Source organism: Microvirga sp. CF3062 (genome assembly GCF_036314045.1).
Taxonomy (GTDB): Bacteria; Pseudomonadota; Alphaproteobacteria; order Rhizobiales; family Beijerinckiaceae; genus Microvirga.
On the sequence record NZ_JAYGGN010000001.1, the window covers coordinates 590,542 to 608,198 of the forward strand.

The 17,657-nt window shown below is 63.8% G+C and carries 16 protein-coding genes and 1 riboswitch; of the genes, 7 read left to right on the top strand and 9 right to left on the bottom strand.

Features of this window, described 5'->3' with window-relative positions; translation table 11 throughout:
- Position 1: 1 nt before the first annotated feature.
- Genes VB618_RS02870 through VB618_RS02895 form a run of 6 tightly spaced genes read right to left on the bottom strand, consistent with a single transcriptional unit; the run spans position 2 to position 7,512 of the window.
- Positions 2–634 carry a precorrin-8X methylmutase gene (locus VB618_RS02870; protein ID WP_329794983.1) on the bottom strand — a complete coding sequence of 211 codons (633 nt, stop codon included), beginning with the start codon at positions 632–634 and terminating at the stop codon, positions 2–4.
- Positions 631–1,926, bottom strand: coding sequence for a precorrin-3B synthase (cobG, locus tag VB618_RS02875; RefSeq protein ID WP_329794984.1), 1,296 nt, complete (start codon positions 1,924–1,926; stop codon positions 631–633). The genes VB618_RS02870 and cobG overlap by 4 nt, the downstream gene beginning before the upstream one ends.
- On the bottom strand, positions 1,923–5,402 hold the full coding sequence (cobN, locus tag VB618_RS02880) for a cobaltochelatase subunit CobN (protein WP_329794985.1): 3,480 nt from the start codon (positions 5,400–5,402) through the stop codon (positions 1,923–1,925). Before cobN ends, cobG begins: the two co-directional genes overlap by 4 nt.
- A gap of 1 nt (position 5,403) precedes the next feature.
- Entirely contained in the window at positions 5,404–6,441 is a 1,038-nt protein-coding gene (gene cobW, locus VB618_RS02885) for a cobalamin biosynthesis protein CobW (RefSeq protein WP_329794986.1), read from the bottom strand.
- Positions 6,442–6,467: 26 nt separating this feature from the next.
- Positions 6,468–6,863, bottom strand: coding sequence for a DUF1636 domain-containing protein (locus tag VB618_RS02890; RefSeq protein ID WP_329794987.1), 396 nt, complete (start codon positions 6,861–6,863; stop codon positions 6,468–6,470).
- A 19-nt stretch (positions 6,864–6,882) separates the two neighbouring features.
- Positions 6,883–7,512: a HupE/UreJ family protein gene (locus VB618_RS02895; RefSeq protein WP_329794988.1), complete on the bottom strand. Its 630-nt coding sequence runs from the start codon at positions 7,510–7,512 to the stop codon at positions 6,883–6,885.
- Between the two features lie 120 nt (positions 7,513–7,632).
- A riboswitch (cobalamin riboswitch) is annotated at positions 7,633–7,821 on the bottom strand.
- 104 nt (positions 7,822–7,925) lie between these two features.
- Here VB618_RS02895 and cobO point away from each other — a divergent pair.
- Both cobO and VB618_RS02905 read left to right on the top strand, forming a co-directional pair.
- Positions 7,926–8,531 (top strand): cob(I)yrinic acid a,c-diamide adenosyltransferase, encoded by a 606-nt coding sequence (gene cobO, locus VB618_RS02900; protein WP_329794989.1) that lies wholly within the window; start codon positions 7,926–7,928, stop codon positions 8,529–8,531.
- Between the two features lie 12 nt (positions 8,532–8,543).
- Positions 8,544–9,989 carry a cobyric acid synthase gene (locus VB618_RS02905; protein ID WP_329795120.1) on the top strand — a complete coding sequence of 482 codons (1,446 nt, stop codon included), beginning with the start codon at positions 8,544–8,546 and terminating at the stop codon, positions 9,987–9,989.
- On the opposite strand, the gene cbiB is transcribed toward VB618_RS02905, so the two are convergent.
- A complete protein-coding gene (gene cbiB / locus VB618_RS02910) occupies positions 9,976–10,962 on the bottom strand; it encodes an adenosylcobinamide-phosphate synthase CbiB (RefSeq protein ID WP_329794990.1) in 987 nt (328 codons plus the stop codon). The genes VB618_RS02905 and cbiB overlap by 14 nt on opposite strands.
- An 11-nt stretch (positions 10,963–10,973) precedes the next feature.
- Here cbiB and cobD point away from each other — a divergent pair, with 11 nt between their 5' ends.
- Positions 10,974–11,972 carry a threonine-phosphate decarboxylase CobD gene (cobD, locus tag VB618_RS02915; protein ID WP_329794991.1) on the top strand — a complete coding sequence of 333 codons (999 nt, stop codon included), beginning with the start codon at positions 10,974–10,976 and terminating at the stop codon, positions 11,970–11,972.
- 595 nt (positions 11,973–12,567) lie between these two features.
- Positions 12,568–12,738, top strand: coding sequence for a hypothetical protein (locus VB618_RS02920; RefSeq protein ID WP_329794992.1), 171 nt, complete (start codon positions 12,568–12,570; stop codon positions 12,736–12,738).
- A 21-nt stretch (positions 12,739–12,759) separates the two neighbouring features.
- Here VB618_RS02920 and VB618_RS02925 read toward each other — a convergent pair whose 3' ends face one another.
- The gene (locus tag VB618_RS02925; protein ID WP_329794994.1) at positions 12,760–13,014 is read right to left on the bottom strand and encodes a hypothetical protein; all 255 of its coding nucleotides are present in this window, start codon (positions 13,012–13,014) and stop codon (positions 12,760–12,762) included.
- A 221-nt stretch (positions 13,015–13,235) separates the two neighbouring features.
- Between VB618_RS02925 and VB618_RS02930 the strand changes: the two genes are divergently transcribed.
- Together VB618_RS02930 and VB618_RS02935 are read left to right on the top strand one after the other, a co-directional pair.
- Positions 13,236–13,478: a DUF6894 family protein gene (locus VB618_RS02930; RefSeq protein ID WP_329794995.1), complete on the top strand. Its 243-nt coding sequence runs from the start codon at positions 13,236–13,238 to the stop codon at positions 13,476–13,478.
- Positions 13,479–14,676: 1,198 nt separating this feature from the next.
- The gene (locus VB618_RS02935) at positions 14,677–15,051 is read left to right on the top strand and encodes a hypothetical protein (protein ID WP_329794996.1); all 375 of its coding nucleotides are present in this window, start codon (positions 14,677–14,679) and stop codon (positions 15,049–15,051) included.
- Positions 15,052–15,257: 206 nt separating this feature from the next.
- On the opposite strand, the gene VB618_RS02940 is transcribed toward VB618_RS02935, so the two are convergent.
- Complete coding sequence (locus VB618_RS02940; RefSeq protein WP_329794997.1) at positions 15,258–15,671, bottom strand: response regulator; 414 nt, start codon at positions 15,669–15,671, stop codon at positions 15,258–15,260.
- Between the two features lie 406 nt (positions 15,672–16,077).
- Between VB618_RS02940 and VB618_RS02945 the strand changes: the two genes are divergently transcribed.
- Entirely contained in the window at positions 16,078–17,562 is a 1,485-nt protein-coding gene (locus VB618_RS02945) for a DUF1254 domain-containing protein (RefSeq protein WP_442931623.1), read from the top strand.
- The last annotated feature ends 95 nt before the right edge of the window (positions 17,563–17,657 follow it).

Genomic DNA, 17,657 nt, shown 5'->3' on the forward strand with positions numbered 1-17,657 from the left:
CTCACTCGACCGGGTTCGCGAGGGCGTTGACGGCGGCCGCCGCCATGGCGCTGCCGCCGCGCCGCCCGCGCACCACGAGGTACGGCACGCGTCCGTCGCGGGCGAGCGCCTCCTTGGACTCCGCCGCCCCGATGAACCCGACCGGAATGCCGATTACGGCGGCGGGTTTCGGCGCACCGGCATCGAGCATTTCGAGCAGATGGAAGAGTGCGGTCGGCGCATTGCCGAACACCACGAGCGCGCCCTCCAGCCGCTCACGCCACAGTTCCATGGCGGCGGCCGAACGGGTGTTGCCGAGCTCAGTTGCGAGTGCCGGAACGCGCGGGTCGTCCAGGGTGCAGATCACCTCGTTGTTCGCCGGAAGCCGCGAGCGGGTGATGCCGTTCGCCACCATCTTGGCATCGCATAGAATCGGCGCGCCACCTTTCAATGCAGCTTCAGCCTTTTCTGCGAAATCATCGGAGAGATCGATGTCTTTCGGCAGATCCGTCATGCCGCAGGCATGGATCATTCGCACGGCAACGCGTTCGGCTGTGCCGGAAAAGCGCGACAGATCCGCTTCCACGCGGATGATCGCGAAGGAGCGGCGATAGATCTCCGCGCCATCGCGGATGTAGTCGCGAGCCCCGCTCATCGCGTGCTCTCCGGGAATGCGTGGCGCAGGGCGTCCGTGGATGTCAAAGTCGATAAACGGAGCATGATCTCGTCAATGGATAGATGGATGGATGAAGCATCGCGGGTTGAACCATCCGGTACGACGTCGTAGCGGCCGTCGTCGCGGCCGACTAGGGTGAGATCCGCCTTGCCCGGATGGGCGCAGCCCTTCGGGCAGCCCGAGACGTGAAGGGTTGCGCCTTGGCGGAGGAGGTCTCCGCAGGCTTCAGCAATACGCAGGGCATCGGCCGGAGCGGCTGTCAGCGCGCCGCCGCAATCCGGCTTGCCGGGGCAGGCGACCAGGGACAGGCGCGCGTCATCGGCCTCGGTGATAAAGCCGGCGCGGCCGGCCTCGTCGATCAATTCAGGCACGTGCTCGTCCGCGATCTTCGGTAGCAGGAGACCGCGTGTGAAGGAGAGGCGGATCTCGCCGCTACCGAAGCGCTCGCTCCAGTCGGCGACTTGAACCAACTGCCCACTGCTGCAACGGCCGAAGGGTAGGGCGAGGAGAACGGCCTGCCTGAGGTCGATTGGCATGACACCCGCGCGAGGAGTTGCCGGTCGTGTGGCCGGTTCAGTAACCGGACCGAGAGCTGCGCGTGCTGCCAACTCCCGCACACGGTCAGGCTCGAGATCCCGCAGGCGTCGCAGGTCGGTTACGCTCTTGCGCCGCAGTTCCGCGAAGCCTGAGAGGATCGTGTGAACGGCGTCCGGCGTGAGGGAGAGGGGCGATGTGCCGATCAAGTGCAGGCCGTTGGACGAAGATATGCCGAAAGTGATTGCATTCTCACCAATCGCCAGCAGGTGAAGATCGGCACCGAGAGCGTCGAGGGGCATCGCGCCGCCACCGTCGATGGTGACGAAGAACTTTGCGGGCAGATCCTCAATGGCACTCACTGCATTCTCGATGGCTTGCGCCAAGGCGGGGACATCGCACCGGTCGAGCGGATCGAGACCGGCGAGGGGCGACAGGACCGTGAGGCGGTTCGGTCCATCGCCTTCAGGCTCGGCGAGGCCTTCGTGCTCAAGGAGGGCGAGTAAGCTCGAATAGGTATCTTCGCGCACGCCGCGGATCTGCAGATTGCCGCGGGCGGTGATGTCGAGATGACCGTTGCCGTGTTCGCGCGCAGCCTGCGCGACGAGGCGCGCCTGATCGGCCGAAAGCCTGCCGGCGAAGGGATGCAGGCGCACGAGCAACCCGTCGCCAGTAGCCATCGGGCGGCGCACGCCCGGGCACCAGCCCCGGCGCGTGATGTGGCCTTGCGCGCTCATTCGGCGACCTCCTTCCGGCCATCCTCGAACAGGGCTGCAACAGAATTGAGGCGGCTGTCCCACAGGCCCCGCCGGCGCGCATCTGCGAGGCGGTCGCGGATCGCCTGCGCGGCGGCCGGGTTGGCGGCGGAGATCTGTTGCCAGACGGGCTCATCGGCAATCAAGGCCGTGAAGACGAGATCGAGGTTTGCCGAGGAAACGGCATCCGTCGTTGCGGCGAAGGCGAAGAGTGCATCGACCCCTTGCGCGATCTCGGCCGCACCGCGCCATCCGTGGCGCAATTGGCTGGCGATCCAGCGCGGGTTCGTCAGGCGGCCGCGCGCGAGACGGTCGATATCTTCGTTGAGGGTACGCGCCTTTAGTGCGTGCGGTCGGCTTGTGTCGAGGCTGTAGAGGGCAGGTGCGGCGCCCAACGCCTGTGCTGCCGCCGCAAAGCCGCCCATGGCATCGGCGGCGGAGTCCCCGTCGAGAATATCGCGCTCGGCCACATCGCTCACATGCACGAAGGCTTCCGCCTGTTCCACACGTTGTGGGAAGCTTTCATCAGTCCGCGCCTCGCCGCCAACACCGAAGGCATGGGAGGTGCCTTTCAGATAGGTGCGGCCGAGATCGTTTTTGGTCGACCATTCACCATCCAACGCCTGCGCCGACACGCCTGCGCCATAGGTGCCGGGCGCCGATCCGAACACACGGGACAGCGCCTCACCACGCCGGCGCGCGGCGGCAAGCTCGTTCCACTCGTCCTCCTCATTGAGCGCAGCAACCGCGCGAGCCGCCTGGTGGAGAAGCGCGATCTGGTCCGGGAACGTATCGCGGAATGCGCCGGAGACGCGCAACGTCACGTCGGCGCGGGGCCGGTCGAGGAGCGGCTGCGGCACGATCTCGAAACCGGTTACGCGGGTCGAGGCGTGGTCCCAGGTCGGACGCACGCCCATGAGGGCGAGCGCATGAGCGATGTCCTCGCCGCCGGAGCGCAAAGTCGGGGAGGCCCATAGGTCCATCACGATCCGGCGCGGCCAGTCGCCCTGCTCCTGCAGATGGCGACGCACCACTTCGGCCGCCGCGCGCCTGCCGAGCTCGGTGGCGGCGCGGGTCGGGATCGCGCGCGGATCCAGCGTCGCGAGGTTGCGGCCGGTGGGAAGCACGTCCGTCTGCCCGCGCGATGGCGAGCCGGAAGGGCCGGGCACGACGAAGCGACCGTCAAGGGCTTTCAGCAATCCCTCGCGCTCGCCGGCGGCGCTGGCCTGGAAGCCGTCGGGAGCGCTGCCGAAGACGTGGAGCCCATCGCGGATCGTCACTTCACCGAGATCGCAGAGATGCGCGTCGAGGCGGGTCAAGGCCTCATCCATCGGCATGCCATCGCTGACCCCGCAGGCATCAGAAAGGCCGCTGGCACTTGCACGCTCCAGAATTTCTTTCGCCACGAGCTCGGCCCGACCGGGATGCAGCACTTGGGCGGAGGAAAACTCCTCCACCAGTTCGCGCAATGCGCTCGCTTCGCCATCCAAACCTGATGCCGCCGTCTGTGGTGTCAGGTGGCCGATGGTGACGGCGCCGATACGGCGCTTCGCAGGAGCGGCCTCGCCTGGATCATCGACAATGAATGGGTAGATCACCGGCATAGCCCCAATGGCGCGGCGCGGCCAACATTCTGCAGAGAGCGCCACTGCCTTGCCGGGCAGCCACTCCGTGGTGCCGTGCGTGCCCAGATGCACGAGAGCGTGAATCTGCTCCAGAGCCCTCAGGCCGCAATAGAAGGCGAGGTAGCCGTGGCTCGGGGGGCTTTCTGGATCGTGGTAGAATCCCTTGCGATCCTGCCCATGCGCGCGGTCGGGCTGCAGGGCGACCAGCACGTTGCCGGCACGAATGGCGCGAAAGCGGAAAGCGCCGTTCGTAAACGCAGGATCGTCATGGGCGCTGCCCCAGCGCTCATCAAGGGCATCACGCTGTTCGCGTGGCAGCGTGTCGAGCCATGCGCGGTAAGCGGCAAGAGGGACGTCGAAGGTTTCTGCACCTTCGGTGAGACGCGGCATGAGGTCGTCTGCCGTGAAACTCCGGCTGGCCTCGTAGCCTGCGTCGCGCAGCAGGTCGAGGATCGCACAGGCACTCGCCGGCGTGTCGAGCCCGACGGCGAAGCCGGCGCGGCCGCCGCGCGCGGGATAATCGGAGAGCACGAGCGCGAGCCGCCGCTCAACGCGTGGCGTGCGAGCCAGATGCACCCAGGCGGCGGCCATGTCCGCAACCGCGTCGATGCCGGCGGTGTCGGGCGCCTGCACGCGGCGGGAAAAGGCGAGGGCCGGATCGGCGGGCTCTTCGGCCTTGAACGAGATGGGACCTGCCGCAATGCGGCCGTCGAATTCGGGCAGAGCGACCTGCATGGCGAGATCGGCGGCGGAGAGGCCGCGCGGCGAGGCCTCCCAGGCGTCCTTGGCGCTGCCGACCGGGATCGCCTGAAGGATCGGGCAATCGGCCTCGTCGAGAATGAAGCTATCATCGTCGCGGGATGAGAAGGCGGTTGTCGTGACGATGATGTCGGGACGGCGCGCTTGAATTGCGCGTCGGACGACCGTCACCGCTTCCGGATCCTTCAGGCTCGACACTGCAAGCACGAGAGTCCCAATGCCGCGCGCGCGGAGCGATGCCAACAGGTTCTCGACGGCTTGCGTATCGCCTGAGAGGACGGCTGAGCGATAAACGAGAAGGTAGGCGAGGGGGCGCTCGCCGGGAAGGCGGGTGAGAACCGCCTCGGGTTCGACGATGCCGCTCTCATAAGGCAGCTCATCGGCTTTCTCACTCTGTCTACCACCAACGTTATCCTGAGGAGCAGACGTAGTCTGCGTCTCGAAGGAGATTCCAGAGAGCGCTGGATCCTCCTTCGAGACGCCGCTGACTCGGCTCCTCAGGATGACGTTGGCGTGATGGAACAGGGAGGCGGGCATCCACGCAAAAGCGCGTGGAGCCGCTCGTGGCGGCTCGATCTTTGCATCGGCCTCGCCGATCTCCGCCCCGATGCGCGCGAGCAGGCGGCTCATGTTGTCGATGCCGCCGGCCTGGAAATAGGCCTCCAGTTCGTCGCAGAGCGTCTGCGGAACGGTGGCGTAGGTCGCAAGCCGCGGATCGGGCCGGTCGTCGCCCGGTAGCACCGCGAGCTTCACGCCTTGCGAGCGGCACGCTGCGGACAACCGCTCCAATCCGTAGCGCCAGTAATCGAGCCCGCCGAGGCAGCGCACGAGGATGAAGCGCGCCTTCAAAGCCGTCTTGTCGATGTAGAGATCGACCGAGAGGGGATGGCGCAGGCGGCGCAAGGACGCGAGGCGGAGCGAGGGCCCCTCCGCCTTCAGCCGATGCGCAGCCGCCAGCGCGCCGAGGTCACTGTCTGCGAAGGAGAGGACGACGATATCGCCGGGAGGCTGCTGGAGGTCGATCGCCTCCTGGCCCTCCTCAAGGGAGATCGCTGTGACCGGAAGGAGGTGCATGTCATCCCGCGCGCAAGGCGGCTTCGACGGCCTTCACGTCGAAGCCTTTGAGGCCGATCACCACCATGCGGCCGTCGCGCGCTTCACCGGCCTTCCATGGTCGGTCGAAGTGATGTGCGATGCGCTGGCCGACGCCCTGGACCACGAGGCGCATGGGCTTGCCGTTCACGGGCGCGAACCCCTTGATGCGCAGCACGCCTGCGGCTTCCGCCGCGCGCTCAACGCGGGCGACAAGGGCCTCGGGGGTCGCAACGGCATCGATGGGGATCGCGATGCTCTCAAAGTCGTCGTGATCGTGATCGTCAGCTGTTTCGTGATGCGAGGGGCGGGATTCGAGATCGGCTTCCGCTGCGGCGCCCATGCCGAGCAGCACGGTCGGATCCACCTTGCCGTGAGCGGCCTCGATCACCTTCACAGCGCGAGGCAGGTGCTCGTTGATTTCAGCCAGAACCTTGCCCTTGTCGCCGGCATGCATCTGGTCGGTCTTGTTGAGGATGATGAGGTCGGCGCAGAGAAGCTGGTCCTCGAACACCTCCTCAAGCGGGTTCTCGTGATCGACGGAGGTGTCCGCCGCACGCTGGGCTTGGAGCGCATCGGGATCGTCCGCGAAGGCGCCCGACGCGACGGCCGGGCCATCGACCACGGCGATCACGCCATCCACCGTCACGCGGGAGCGGATGTCGGGCCAGTTGAAGGCGCGCACGAGGGGCTTGGGCAGGGCGAGGCCCGAGGTCTCGATCAGGATGTGCTCCGGCGGGTTCGGCCGGTTGAGCAGGGTGTTCAGGGCCGGAACGAAGTCGTCCGCCACCGTGCAGCAGATGCAACCGTTGGGGAGCTCCACGATGTCTTCCTGCGTGCAGCCTTCGATGCCGCATCCCTCAATGAAGGAGCCGTCGAAGCCGAGATCGCCGAACTCGTTCACGAGAACCGCGAGGCGGCGCCCATTCGCATTCTCCAGCAAGTGCCGCACCAGGGTGGTTTTGCCGGCACCGAGGAATCCGGTGATGATCGTGCAGGGGATCTTCGAGAGATCGCTCATGAAGGCTTGCCTTTCGGCGGCTTGTTTCAGGCCGCGCTGTCTGTCTTGAACGGAGGAATACGGGCAACGACACCCTTGCGGAACGCCTCTGGCCGCTCGCGCCACGGTACGAGGCCGTCGGAGGTCGCCGCATAGCGGCGCAACCCGTCGAGAATGGTCTCCACCGAAGTGTCGGCGCTCAGGTCGCCATAGATGTAGGTCCAGCGACCGGGGCCGGAGACCGCAATGGTGCAGGGCCGCTTGCAGACCGAGAGGCACTCGACCGGCTCCACGCGCACCTTCGGTGCATCGGGATGGGCGAGTGCTTCGGTCAGCGCCCGGTGAAGGATCGCACCGGGCCGGAGCGCCTTGTCGTCCGGGCCACCCGCCTGACGGCAGGTGACGCAGACATGAAGGCAGATCTCCTCAGGGGATGAGGTCATCGCTTGTGAGCCGATCCGCTCAGGCGAAGGCGGGCAGGGCCAGGGCTGCGACGCCGGTGACGGCAACCGCAACGCCCGCCATCCGCAGCGCGGGAGTAGCGAGCGAGCCCTTTGCGAGTGAACGGGCCGCGAACGCAATGCCGGTTGTGAGCGCCGTCTGAACCGCCACGAGGCCGATGAGATAAGCGGCGAGCGGGGTGGCTTCGGCGCCGACGATGGCTTCGCCCAGGGCGTAGCCGTGCACGGCGCCGCCGGCGACGAAGAGCGCCGCGATCAGCCCATAGGGCAGGGTGGTGCGCATGGTGGCCGCGATGCCGATGGCCACGACGCTCAGCGCCACGAGGGCTTCCGCGTAGGGCAGGTCGGCGCTCATCAGGTGCAGACCGATGCCGGCCGCCATGGCGACGATCCAGAAGGCCGGAAGCGTAAGGCCGCGGGCAAAGCGCGAGGCGACAAGGCCGACGCCCACGAGGGCTGCGAGGTGATCGAGACCGATGACCGGATGGCCGAGGCCCGAGAGCAGTCCCTGGGAGAAGGTCTCCGGCGTCATGCCGCCCATGGGATGGTGGGCGAGGGCCGGTGTCGCGGCGACGAGGCCGGCGAATGCCAGGGGGATAAGGCGGGTCTTGGGCAGAATCGGTGCGATCATCGTTCTCTCCGTCGGGAGACTCAAAGGTCAAGAGTCTGGTGCGCTTCCACGGACGGAACCGAACGACGAGGAGTCATTCGACTACGGTCACCGTCGGCACACCCCGTCCGACAGACCCGATAGAAGCAAAGGCTGACGGCAGGTCTCCTGGCTCGCGGGTCGATGCTTTTCGCTGCCGCCTTCCCAGGGTAGAAACCCAGTGGCATTTGGAGCGTAGGCTCGCCGCTTACAGTTGCGGGGGCAGCCGCGGTGTCTCACCGCATTCCCTTTTCACCCCGTTGCCGGGGCACCGTCGGTTTCATGCTTATCTGGCCAGGGGGGATGTTTCAAGCCTGCACATCGGGCGCGGCTGGCCTTGAAATCGGGCTTCAGCCTGTTCATGGTGCGGGCCTTCCACAGGAAAGCAGGCCGGGATGACCCAGGACGACGAGGCGCGCCACCGCGCCAAGATGATCAAGCGCAAGGAAGTGCAGGACCGGGAGGTCGCCTCGAAGACAGTGGAGAAGGGGCTTCTCATCGTCCACACCGGTCCCGGCAAGGGCAAGTCGACGGCCGCCTTCGGGCTCATGCTACGGGCGTTGGGGCGCGGCTTCCAGGTCGGCGTGGTGCAGTTCATCAAGGGCGCTTGGGAGACCGGCGAACGCATGGCGCTTAACCGCTTTGCCGATCAGGTGGAGTGGCACACCATGGGCGAGGGCTTCACCTGGGAGACGCAGGACCGCACCCGCGACGTGGCGGCGGCCGAGCGCGCCTGGGAGAAGGTCAAGGAACTGATGGCCCGCGAGGACATCCGCCTCCTGGTGCTCGACGAGCTCAATATCGCCCTGCGCTACGAGTACCTACCGCTCGCCGAGGTGGTGGAGACCCTGAGGCAGCGCAGGCCCGGTCTCCACATCGTCGTCACCGGCCGCAACGCCAAGCCGGAACTGATCGAAGCGGCCGACCTCGTCACCGAGATGACCCTGGTGAAGCACCACTTCGCCGCCGGCGTGAAGGCGCAGGAAGGCGTGGAGTTCTAGATGCGCGCGCTCATGGTGCAGGGCACCGGCTCCAATGTAGGCAAGTCGCTGCTGGTGGCGGGCCTGTGCCGGGTCTTTGCGCGCAAGGGTTTGAGGGTCCGGCCGTTCAAGCCGCAGAACATGTCGAACAACGCCGCCGTGACGGCCGATGGCGGCGAGATCGGCCGCGCTCAGGCGCTGCAGGCGCGAGCGGCGGGCGTAGCGCCTAGCGTCCACATGAACCCGGTGCTGCTGAAGCCCCAGAGCGAGATCGGCTCGCAGGTGGTGGTGCAGGGGCGCGTGGTCGGCACGGCGAAGGCGCGCGAATATCAATCGTGGAAGCCGCGCCTCATGGAAGCGGTGCTCGACAGTTTCGGGCGATTGTCTCAGGAGGCCGATCTTGTGCTCGTCGAAGGCGCGGGCTCGGCGTCGGAAGTGAATCTCAGGGCCGGCGACATCGCCAATATGGGCTTTGCCCGCGCGGCGAATGTGCCCGTGGTGCTGGTGGGGGACATCGACCGGGGCGGCGTGATCGCGAGCCTTGTCGGCACGAAGGCTGTGCTCGACGAGGCCGATGCCGCGATGATCCGCGGCTTCATCGTCAACCGCTTCAGGGGCGATCCGGCCCTGTTCGACAGCGGCATGCGTTTCGTTTCCGAGCGCACCGGCTGGCCGGCGCTCGGCCTCGTGCCGCACTTTGCCGATGCCGCGCGTCTGCCGGCGGAGGACGGTTTGGGATTGCGGCGCGAGGGGCGCAAGGGCTCGGTCGTCATCGCCGTGCCGGTGACGCCCTGGATCTCCAATTTCGACGATCTCGATCCCCTGCGCGAGGAAGAGGGTGTCGAGGTGGCTCTGGTCGAGCCCGGCGAGCCTCTGCCGGCCGATGCCGCGCTTGTGCTGTTGCCAGGGTCGAAAACCACCATTGACGATCTTCTGTTCATCCGCCGGCAGGGCTGGGACATCGACCTCAAGGCGCATGTGCGCCGGGGCGGGCGGGTGCTCGGCCTCTGCGGCGGCTACCAGATGCTGGGAGAGCGCATCGACGATCCTCTCGGCATCGAGGGCGAGGCGGGCCGTTCCATTGAGGGCTTAGGTCTTCTCGATGTCACGACCACGTTGACAGCCGAGAAGCGGCTCGAGGCCGTGACAGGCGCCACGGTTGCTGATGGCACGCCGTTCTCCGGATACGAGATGCATATCGGCGAGACCTCCGGTGCGAGCGCATCGGAGCGACCTTTCGCGCGACTGGCTGACGGGCAATTGGACGGCGCGGTCTCGGCGGATGGGCGCGTGGTTGGCACCTATGTGCATGGCCTGTTCGCGGATGACCGCCAGCGCTCCCGATGGCTCACATTGCTTGGAGCCGAGACGAGCGATCTTGCCTATGAAACCCTCGTGGACGACATTATCGATCGCTTCGCCGATCATCTCGAAGCGCATCTTGATTGCGATAGGCTCTTCGCGATCAGCGCACGATGAGCCACGCCAGAAGCGCCAATCCCGCAGCGAGACCGAAGAGAAGCGCGCAGGCCGTGCGATAGAGCTTCAGCGCCAAATCGATGTCGTCGGCCGTCGCTTCCGCGCGTCCATTGCCCATCCAGCGATCCTCGACGCGAACGTCGCCATAGACGCGCGGTCCGGCGAGCCGCAGGCCCATCGCTCCCGCCATTGCAGCCTCCGGCCAGCCGGCATTGGGCGAGCGGTGATGTGCGGCGTCGCGCCTAACGGCGCGCAGGGCATTGAGGGGGGAGGCACCCTTGTTCAATGCAGCCGCCGCAACGATCAGCAGCGCCGACAGGCGCGAGGCGGGGAGGTTCACGAGATCGTCGAAGCGCGCTGACGCCCAGCCGAAGGCTTCGTGCCGGGGCGTGCGGTGTCCGATCATGCTGTCGGCGGTGTTCGCAGCCTTGTAGAGGGCAGCGCCGGGGAAGCCCCCAAGGCCGAGCCAGAAGGCGGGCGCCACGATCCCGTCCGAAAAATTTTCGGCAAGGCTCTCGATAGCCGCGCGAGAAACCCCTGCCTCGTCCAGGCTCTGCGGGTTGCGCCCGACGATCATCGAGACGGCTTGGCGTCCGCCGTCAATGCCGCCCTCGCGCAGCCCCTTCGACACGGCCTTCACATGCTCATGAAGGCTGCGCTGGGCGATGAGGCTGCTGGCGAGGATCGCCAGGAGCAGAATCCCGATGAAGCCGAGTGGCAGGAGAAGCGCACTCAACCCCCAAGCCGCTAGCCCCGTGACAGCGAGGAGGACCAGCAGGGTCAGGATGCCGGCGGCTCGTCGCTGCCGGAAGGATGAAACCTCCCTGTTCAAGGTTCGGTCGAGCCCCTTGATCAGCCACCCGATCCAGGTGACGGGATGCCCGATCGCCGTGTAAAGGCGGTTGGGGTAGCCGAAAGCCGCCTCCGCCGCGAGGGCGAGGCTTAAAGTGAGCAGGCTGTCGGAGAGGGCCATGGGTAAATCGGATGAGTGAGGCGCGGATCTGGCACGGGGGCGATCTGGGCGAGGCCCGGCGGTTGTTTCCGCAGGCGCCCGAGCCGTGGATCGACCTGTCGACGGGGATCAACCCCATAGCCTATCCGGTGCCCGCCTTGCCAGCCTCCCTGTTCGCGCGGCTGCCGTCGCCGGCCGATCACCGGAATCTGGAGGAGGCTGCCGCCGAAGCCTATGGAGCCAAAGACGCCGCCATGGTGGTCGCGGCCCCTGGCACGCAGGTGCTGATCAGCCTTCTTCCCCATCTGCGGCCGCGTTCCCGCGTGGCTGTTCTCGGACCAACCTATGCGGAGCATGCTCATTCGTGGGGCAAGGCCGGTCATGACGTGGCCGAGGTCCCGTCTCTGGATGGTCTTGACCGTGCGGATGTCGTGGTCGTGGTCAATCCGAACAATCCCGACGGCAGGCTCCTCAAGCGCGAGGCCCTGCTTCACCTCGCCGGGAACCTTCGCCTGCACGGCGGCTGGCTGGTGGTGGATGAAGCCTTTGCCGATTTCGACTCAGGCGAGAGCCTCGTGCCTGTGCTGCCGTCCAACGCGATCGTCCTGCGGTCCTTCGGCAAGACCTATGGCCTGGCGGGGTTGAGGATCGGCTTTGCGCTTGCGCCGGAGCCGATTTCCACGAGCTTAAGATCGGCGCTTGGTCCCTGGGCCGTGTCGGGACCTGCCATCGAGGTGGGCCGGAAGGCTCTCCGCGACCAGGGATGGCTCGATGCGGCTCGGGTTGCCCGCACAGATGATGCCTGCCGCCTGGATGCTCTTCTGAGGCCTGTTGCGGATGCGCCCCTGCGTGGCACGATCCTCTATCGCCTGCTGGAGGGTTCGCGGGCGGATGAACTGTTCCAGGCTCTGGGAGAGCAAGGTATCTGGGTGCGGCGGTTCCAGTATAACTCAGGCCAGTTGAGGTTCGGGCTACCCTGTGGTGAAGCGGAATGGCAGCGTCTCAAGACAGTATTGGGCCGCTTCTCGTAAGATGATTTATTGGTTTATGTAGTGGCTGGACAAAAAGAAAAGCCGCGCCCAGCTTGTATAGCTGGTTCGCGGCTTGGCCCGTGTCTGCCCCCACCGACACGAAAGTCTTCAAAAGTATTTCTTTGGTGAACGTTTGTATAATTATTCTTCGCCAATGCAGAAATCTATAAGCTGATTTGTTCGCCGAATGGAATAGTGGAAATTACGTAGGGCGCTACGGTCAAGTTTACGTTTCTGCGCGGGAATCGTGCCGCCTAAGCTTGGCCATTCGCTTGGGCATGGCATAAGGGTGGACCGCAAACCCTTCATACAAAAGGATTTCTGTCTCACAGGCGTCGGGACGATTTACTTCCGCAACGAAAGCCACGCTTCGAAAGGCGGTCCGGTGATCGTTGCAGCGCAAAGTGTCGCACCTCCCTGATCCAAGGGGCATTTTCGGGGTCGATGTGCAGGGGACGGGGGTGGGATGCTCCCATTCTTCGCTCAAGCGCGAAATGACGTGCCCTGCTTTGGGATGATCGGGTGCATCGCAGGAGGAACCAGCCGATAGCGTCCGAGTTCAGCCCTCTGACATGACCCAGCAGGAGAGCACATCATGAACACCCGAAGCTGGACGGCTCTGGCGCTCGTTGCACTTGCCGTTGTGGTCGTCTTCTTCGCGCTTCGCGAAACGCACGCCGATCCGGAAGCCGCACCCGGCAGGGCTGCCAGCCAGGAGACGATCAAGCCGATCCCGTCCAATCCGGATACGGTCACCCCGCGCTGATTGGGGTGATGTTCGCTGTGCCTATCGTCTCAGGCGCTTCGAGTTGGCACGGACTTTCTTGCGATATCCCTTGACGACCTTGTGAGCGGAGCCGCCGGCAGCAAGAACGGCTGCCGCTTCGGTGAAGGCCGTGATCTTCTCCGTCACCATGAGCAGGTTTTCTGCGGGAGATCCATGGCCCATAGCGGCCTGTGACATACGGGTCCAGATTACCGCCTGCGCCTCAAAGGCTAGCATTGTGGTGTCTGTTGCAAGCTTCATCCAAGGTACGAGCATCGGAACTCCTGAGGCGCTTCTCTCAATCGATAACATCCAAGCGCCGGCATCTGATCCTCTCAAATCTGGAAAGTTGGACCCGACTGCTCCGGAGAGCAGGATCCGCTCGAAAGAGTGTGAGGCGATTCAGAGTGAATTTCAGCGATGCACGCTGTAGTTTAACATAGGTGTATATAGTGAGGGGATAGTCCTCAGGTCCAGAGTTGTCGAGGGGATCGCTTTTGCCCCGCTATTACATCGATATCAGGAGCCATTTCGGAACCGACGAGGATCCGAGCGGCATAGAACTGCCGGACGTTGCAGCGGCCAGATCCGAGGCCTTGAGGATCGCACAGGAGCTTCTGCGGAGCTGGGCAGCCATGCGCCCGCACTACAGCAACGAGATCATGATCGAAATCGTGGGCGAAGACCTGCGCCCCGTGCTGATCATCCCATGCCTCGATTTGGAGTTCATGAAGCACTGAACGCCACGCAGCCTTCATTGCGAACAGGCAGGGAGCCTGCCCATGCGGTCATCTGTTGCACGGCGAGAAGCTTTTGGAGATGCGGCACGGTGCGACAAAACCCTCAGGCGTGCCGCTGCAACTAATTGTTGCTGGCCCAGCCCGACAGAGCGGTCTCGGGATGCTTGTCGGTGGGAACTGCAACCTGCACCGGGGCTGGGGGTCGGTCCCTCGTCATGCACTCGCGCATATGGTCCTGGCGGGCCACCTTGATGATTTCCCTATAATCGAGGGAAGATCGGTTGCGGGTTCTGTGGATCAGTCGGGTCTCCTTGTAGCACGCGTCCCAGCGTACTTTCCCTTCGGGGGTAGAGGCCCAGTTGCCGGGCTGCGCGAAAGCATTTGCAGAGATGAGAGTCGCCGCAGCAAAGACGCACAAAGTCGAAAAACGCATATCGGTGCTCATGTTGTGAGGATCGGCTCACTTCATGAAGCATAACCACTTCCAGCCTCGAACGTCCCATCGGAAGGGCTAGGGCAAAAGGAGATCTACTTTTGCGTCAACATAGAACAGGGAGTAAGTGAAGCCTCAGGGCTGTTTCCGATATACGGCCTAGCTTCAGGGGAGCTGCCAGCAGATGAGGAGCGCCGTCAGCGCAGCCACGAGAGCCGTAGCCATGAGGCCCCGATCAACGGGGTCATTGGGCACCGCTTTGCGATCCAGCACTCGCCTGATCAAAACCCAGCTCTCGGTGTGATTAACATAGGATGGTCTAAGTGTGGCAGGACGAGCCGGTGTCAACCTTGCTCCCTGTGCGACTAACGGCTTATTTTCTGCGGCTTGGCGATTGGCGAGGCTGACGTGAAGTGCGCAGATCCGCCAGTGCCATAGGTCACTTCGCCCACATTCAGCGCCAGACCGTGCTCCACGGGTGAGTTGCCCGAGGAAAGACGCAAGGCTTTCTCGGCTTCGGTCCTCCGGCCGAGCTCCTGCGCGGCTGCCAGAGCCTTCCGCGATCCGTCAAACGAGATGCTGCCGGACTGGCAAGATCAGAGAAGCTCGCGAATAGCGCAGGTCTCTCGCCTTTCAAGAATTATGCTTTTGGAACCGCCCAAATGACCTATTGTTTACCCATGTGAGGTATACCGGTGGGTATGCGGCGCCGACATGCGATTCGGGCCTAGCCATGATCTAGCGTGGATGTGAGGCAAGGCAGTGATGGAGCTGGAGAAAATCAAAAAGGCTATTGCAGCCTCCACCCGCGATGAGGAGCTGGCCTCGGCCACATGCTGCGAGGTTGAGGCTTATGCCAGGCTCTGGCCCTTCATTTTCCTGGTCAATGATTGGGACATCTGGAACGGGAGTAAGAGAGCGCTCAAGCTTCAAGTCGTTCGCTGGCTCGAGGATCAGGGTGCAACCTACGACTTTTTTCAAATCCGCACCGGCTTCGGCCTCATGGGCTTCAGGGATCAGAAAGCGGCCAAAAAATTCGAGCTGCGGTGGTCGGGCGGGTCACACGTGAAACCGGCCTCGAACGGAGACTGGAACCCGCATCCGCTCAAAAGCACCTTCGAATCTGTCCACATGAATTAAGCTGGTTTTCGGGGCATTATTCCCGCTGAGCTTGATAGCTGCATGTGCCCCGACCCTGCTGACCGTCACCTCAAAGAAGGCGGTGGTGTCGCGGGAGTAGGTCATTGGGAGGGTAAAGCGGGGTGGGATTGAGTGAATGGTCCGCTCGTTTCGATTGCCGCAGATAAGGGCTTCGAGGCGCACGCAGCTGTTCAACACGAAAACGGTCAAGCTGCTCTGGTAATAGGAAACTGGAGCACCTGTGCTGGTTCAGGACTCTTCAATGCCTGTAGTGCCTCAAGGACCCTCATGGGAGCCACCGGCGGGATAAAGACTGCGTTCGCAGATGGCTTGTCTGCCGGATCGAGCGATGAGAGCAAAAGCGCGGGTCGATCAGGGTGATGCTCGTGGTACTCGTCTGCGAGGATCCATCCACAGACGAGCCCTGGGAGGCTTACTTTGCTTACAAGCCAGTCAATCTCTTCACCCTGCTGGCAAAGGATCAGCAGAGCCCGATCTGACGCCGTTACAGCGATGACATCAAAACCGCCGGCCTGAAGCAGTTGAACTAGGAGCTCGCGGGCGAGTGCATCATCTTCGACAACAAGGACCGTAGCCTTGGAACGGGAAGCGGAGACCATTCTGGTTTCCTCCAGATGATGCTTGAGTTTCCGCCTGATCTGATTAACGCCAGCTTAATTGAAACGGCCCCTTTGAGGTATCGTCACGAAGGGCTGTAGTGGTGGCGAGGCTACCCCGATCCTGCCCCTTGTCGGGGCTGGCCGAGAGGACGATGAAGACCCTCCTCACAGGGACAACGGGCCAGCCTCGCTAGTGGTTAAATTCTAACGCTTGGCACCGACCACCAAGCCTGCACATTGGGTAGAAAGCGGACATTCACCTATCCTCTCCGTATTGCCGGATTCGACTTGGGCCGGACATTCTTGGCTTTCCCCGTTCGCACGTTGACGCCTCCAGGATACGGCTTGTCAGGGCACACTATCCTTAAGGGGACAATCGCCTAGCCCAGTCGGGTGGTATGACTGGATGGGGCTTGTTGCGTCGCGATCACTTCAACTGCAGCGGGAGAACGACGTGAATAGGAACGCAATCGCACTGTCGTTAGGCCTTCTTTTAGGCCCAGCCCTAGCGCAAGGGGCGATAGCTCAGGGCACAGCGCCGGCAATCACTGAGGCGGAGGCACACGCCATCGGCGTCGATGCCTACATCTACTTCTACCCGCTGATCTCAATGGACATCACGCGGAAGCAATCCACGAACATCGAACCCGGGAAAGAGTTCGCCAAAGGTCCGATGAACACGTTCGTGAATGTCCCGTCGTTTCCCCCTGCTGATCTGAAAATAGTCGTGCGGGTCAACTTCGATACGCTCTATTCCGTTGCGTGGCTTGATCTGACCAAGGAGCCGCTGGTCGTCTCCGCGCCGGACACCAGCGGGCGCTACTACCTCCTGCCAATGCTCGATATGTGGACGGATGTGTTTGCATCCCCCGGATGGCGCACGACCGGAACGCAGGCCGGTAACTTTCTGGTCACCCCGCCTGGTTGGAGCGGGACCGTTCCCGCCGAGATGACGCGCATCAGCGCACCGACACCGTATGTCTGGGTCATCGGCCGGACGAAGACGGACGGGCCGCCGGACTATGACGCGGTTCACAAGATTCAGGCTGGCTACAAGGTCACGATGCTATCCGACTGGGGCAAGGCGCCAAGGCCGGTCGAGGTGAAGATCGATCCCAGCGTCGACATGAAGACAGCGCCGAAGGTTCAGGCCGACACCATGTCGGCGGGTCAATACTTCGCTTACGCCGCCGAGTTGCTGAAGCTCCATCCACCGCATCTCACCGATGAGCCGATCCTCGCGCAGATGAAGCGCATCGGCATCGTGCCGGGCCAGAGCTTCGATATCGAGAAGGCTCCGCCAGCGGTGAAGAAAGGCCTCGAAAGTGCGCCGGAATCTGGGCAGAAGCTGATGGAGTGGAAGCTCCCGACGCTGGCGCGGGTCGCGAACCATTGGTCGATGAACACCGATACGATGGGTGTTTATGGGAACTACTATCTCAAGCGCGCCATCGTTACGCAGCAGGGCCTCGGCGCGAATCTGCCCGAGGATGCGGTCTACCCGCTCAATCTTGGTGACGAAGCCGGCAGGCCGCTCGATGGCGCCAACAAATACACGCTGCACTTCGAGAAGGGCGCGACGCCGCCCGTGAACGCCTTCTGGTCGGTCACGCTCTATGATCCGGACGGTTTCCAGGTGACAAACAGCCTCGACCGCTTTGCGGTCAGCAGTTGGATGCCATTCAAGTACAATCCGGACGGGTCGCTCGACCTCTATTTCCAGAACGAGAGCCCGGGCAAGGACAAGGAGGCCAACTGGCTGCCGGCGCCGAAAGGCGGCTTCAACTTGACGATGCGGCTCTACGGCCCGAAGTCCGAAGCACTCACCGGCAAATGGAACCCGCCGCCGGTCACGAAAGTGCAGGGGCTTCCAACTTTGGTCGCCCAATGAGTATTCAAGCAGAGCGCCGACGCGTTCTCAACGTCGGCGCTTGGACTGACTGATTACATCACTGTCGCGAATGTCCGATCCTGGCACGAAGCCAC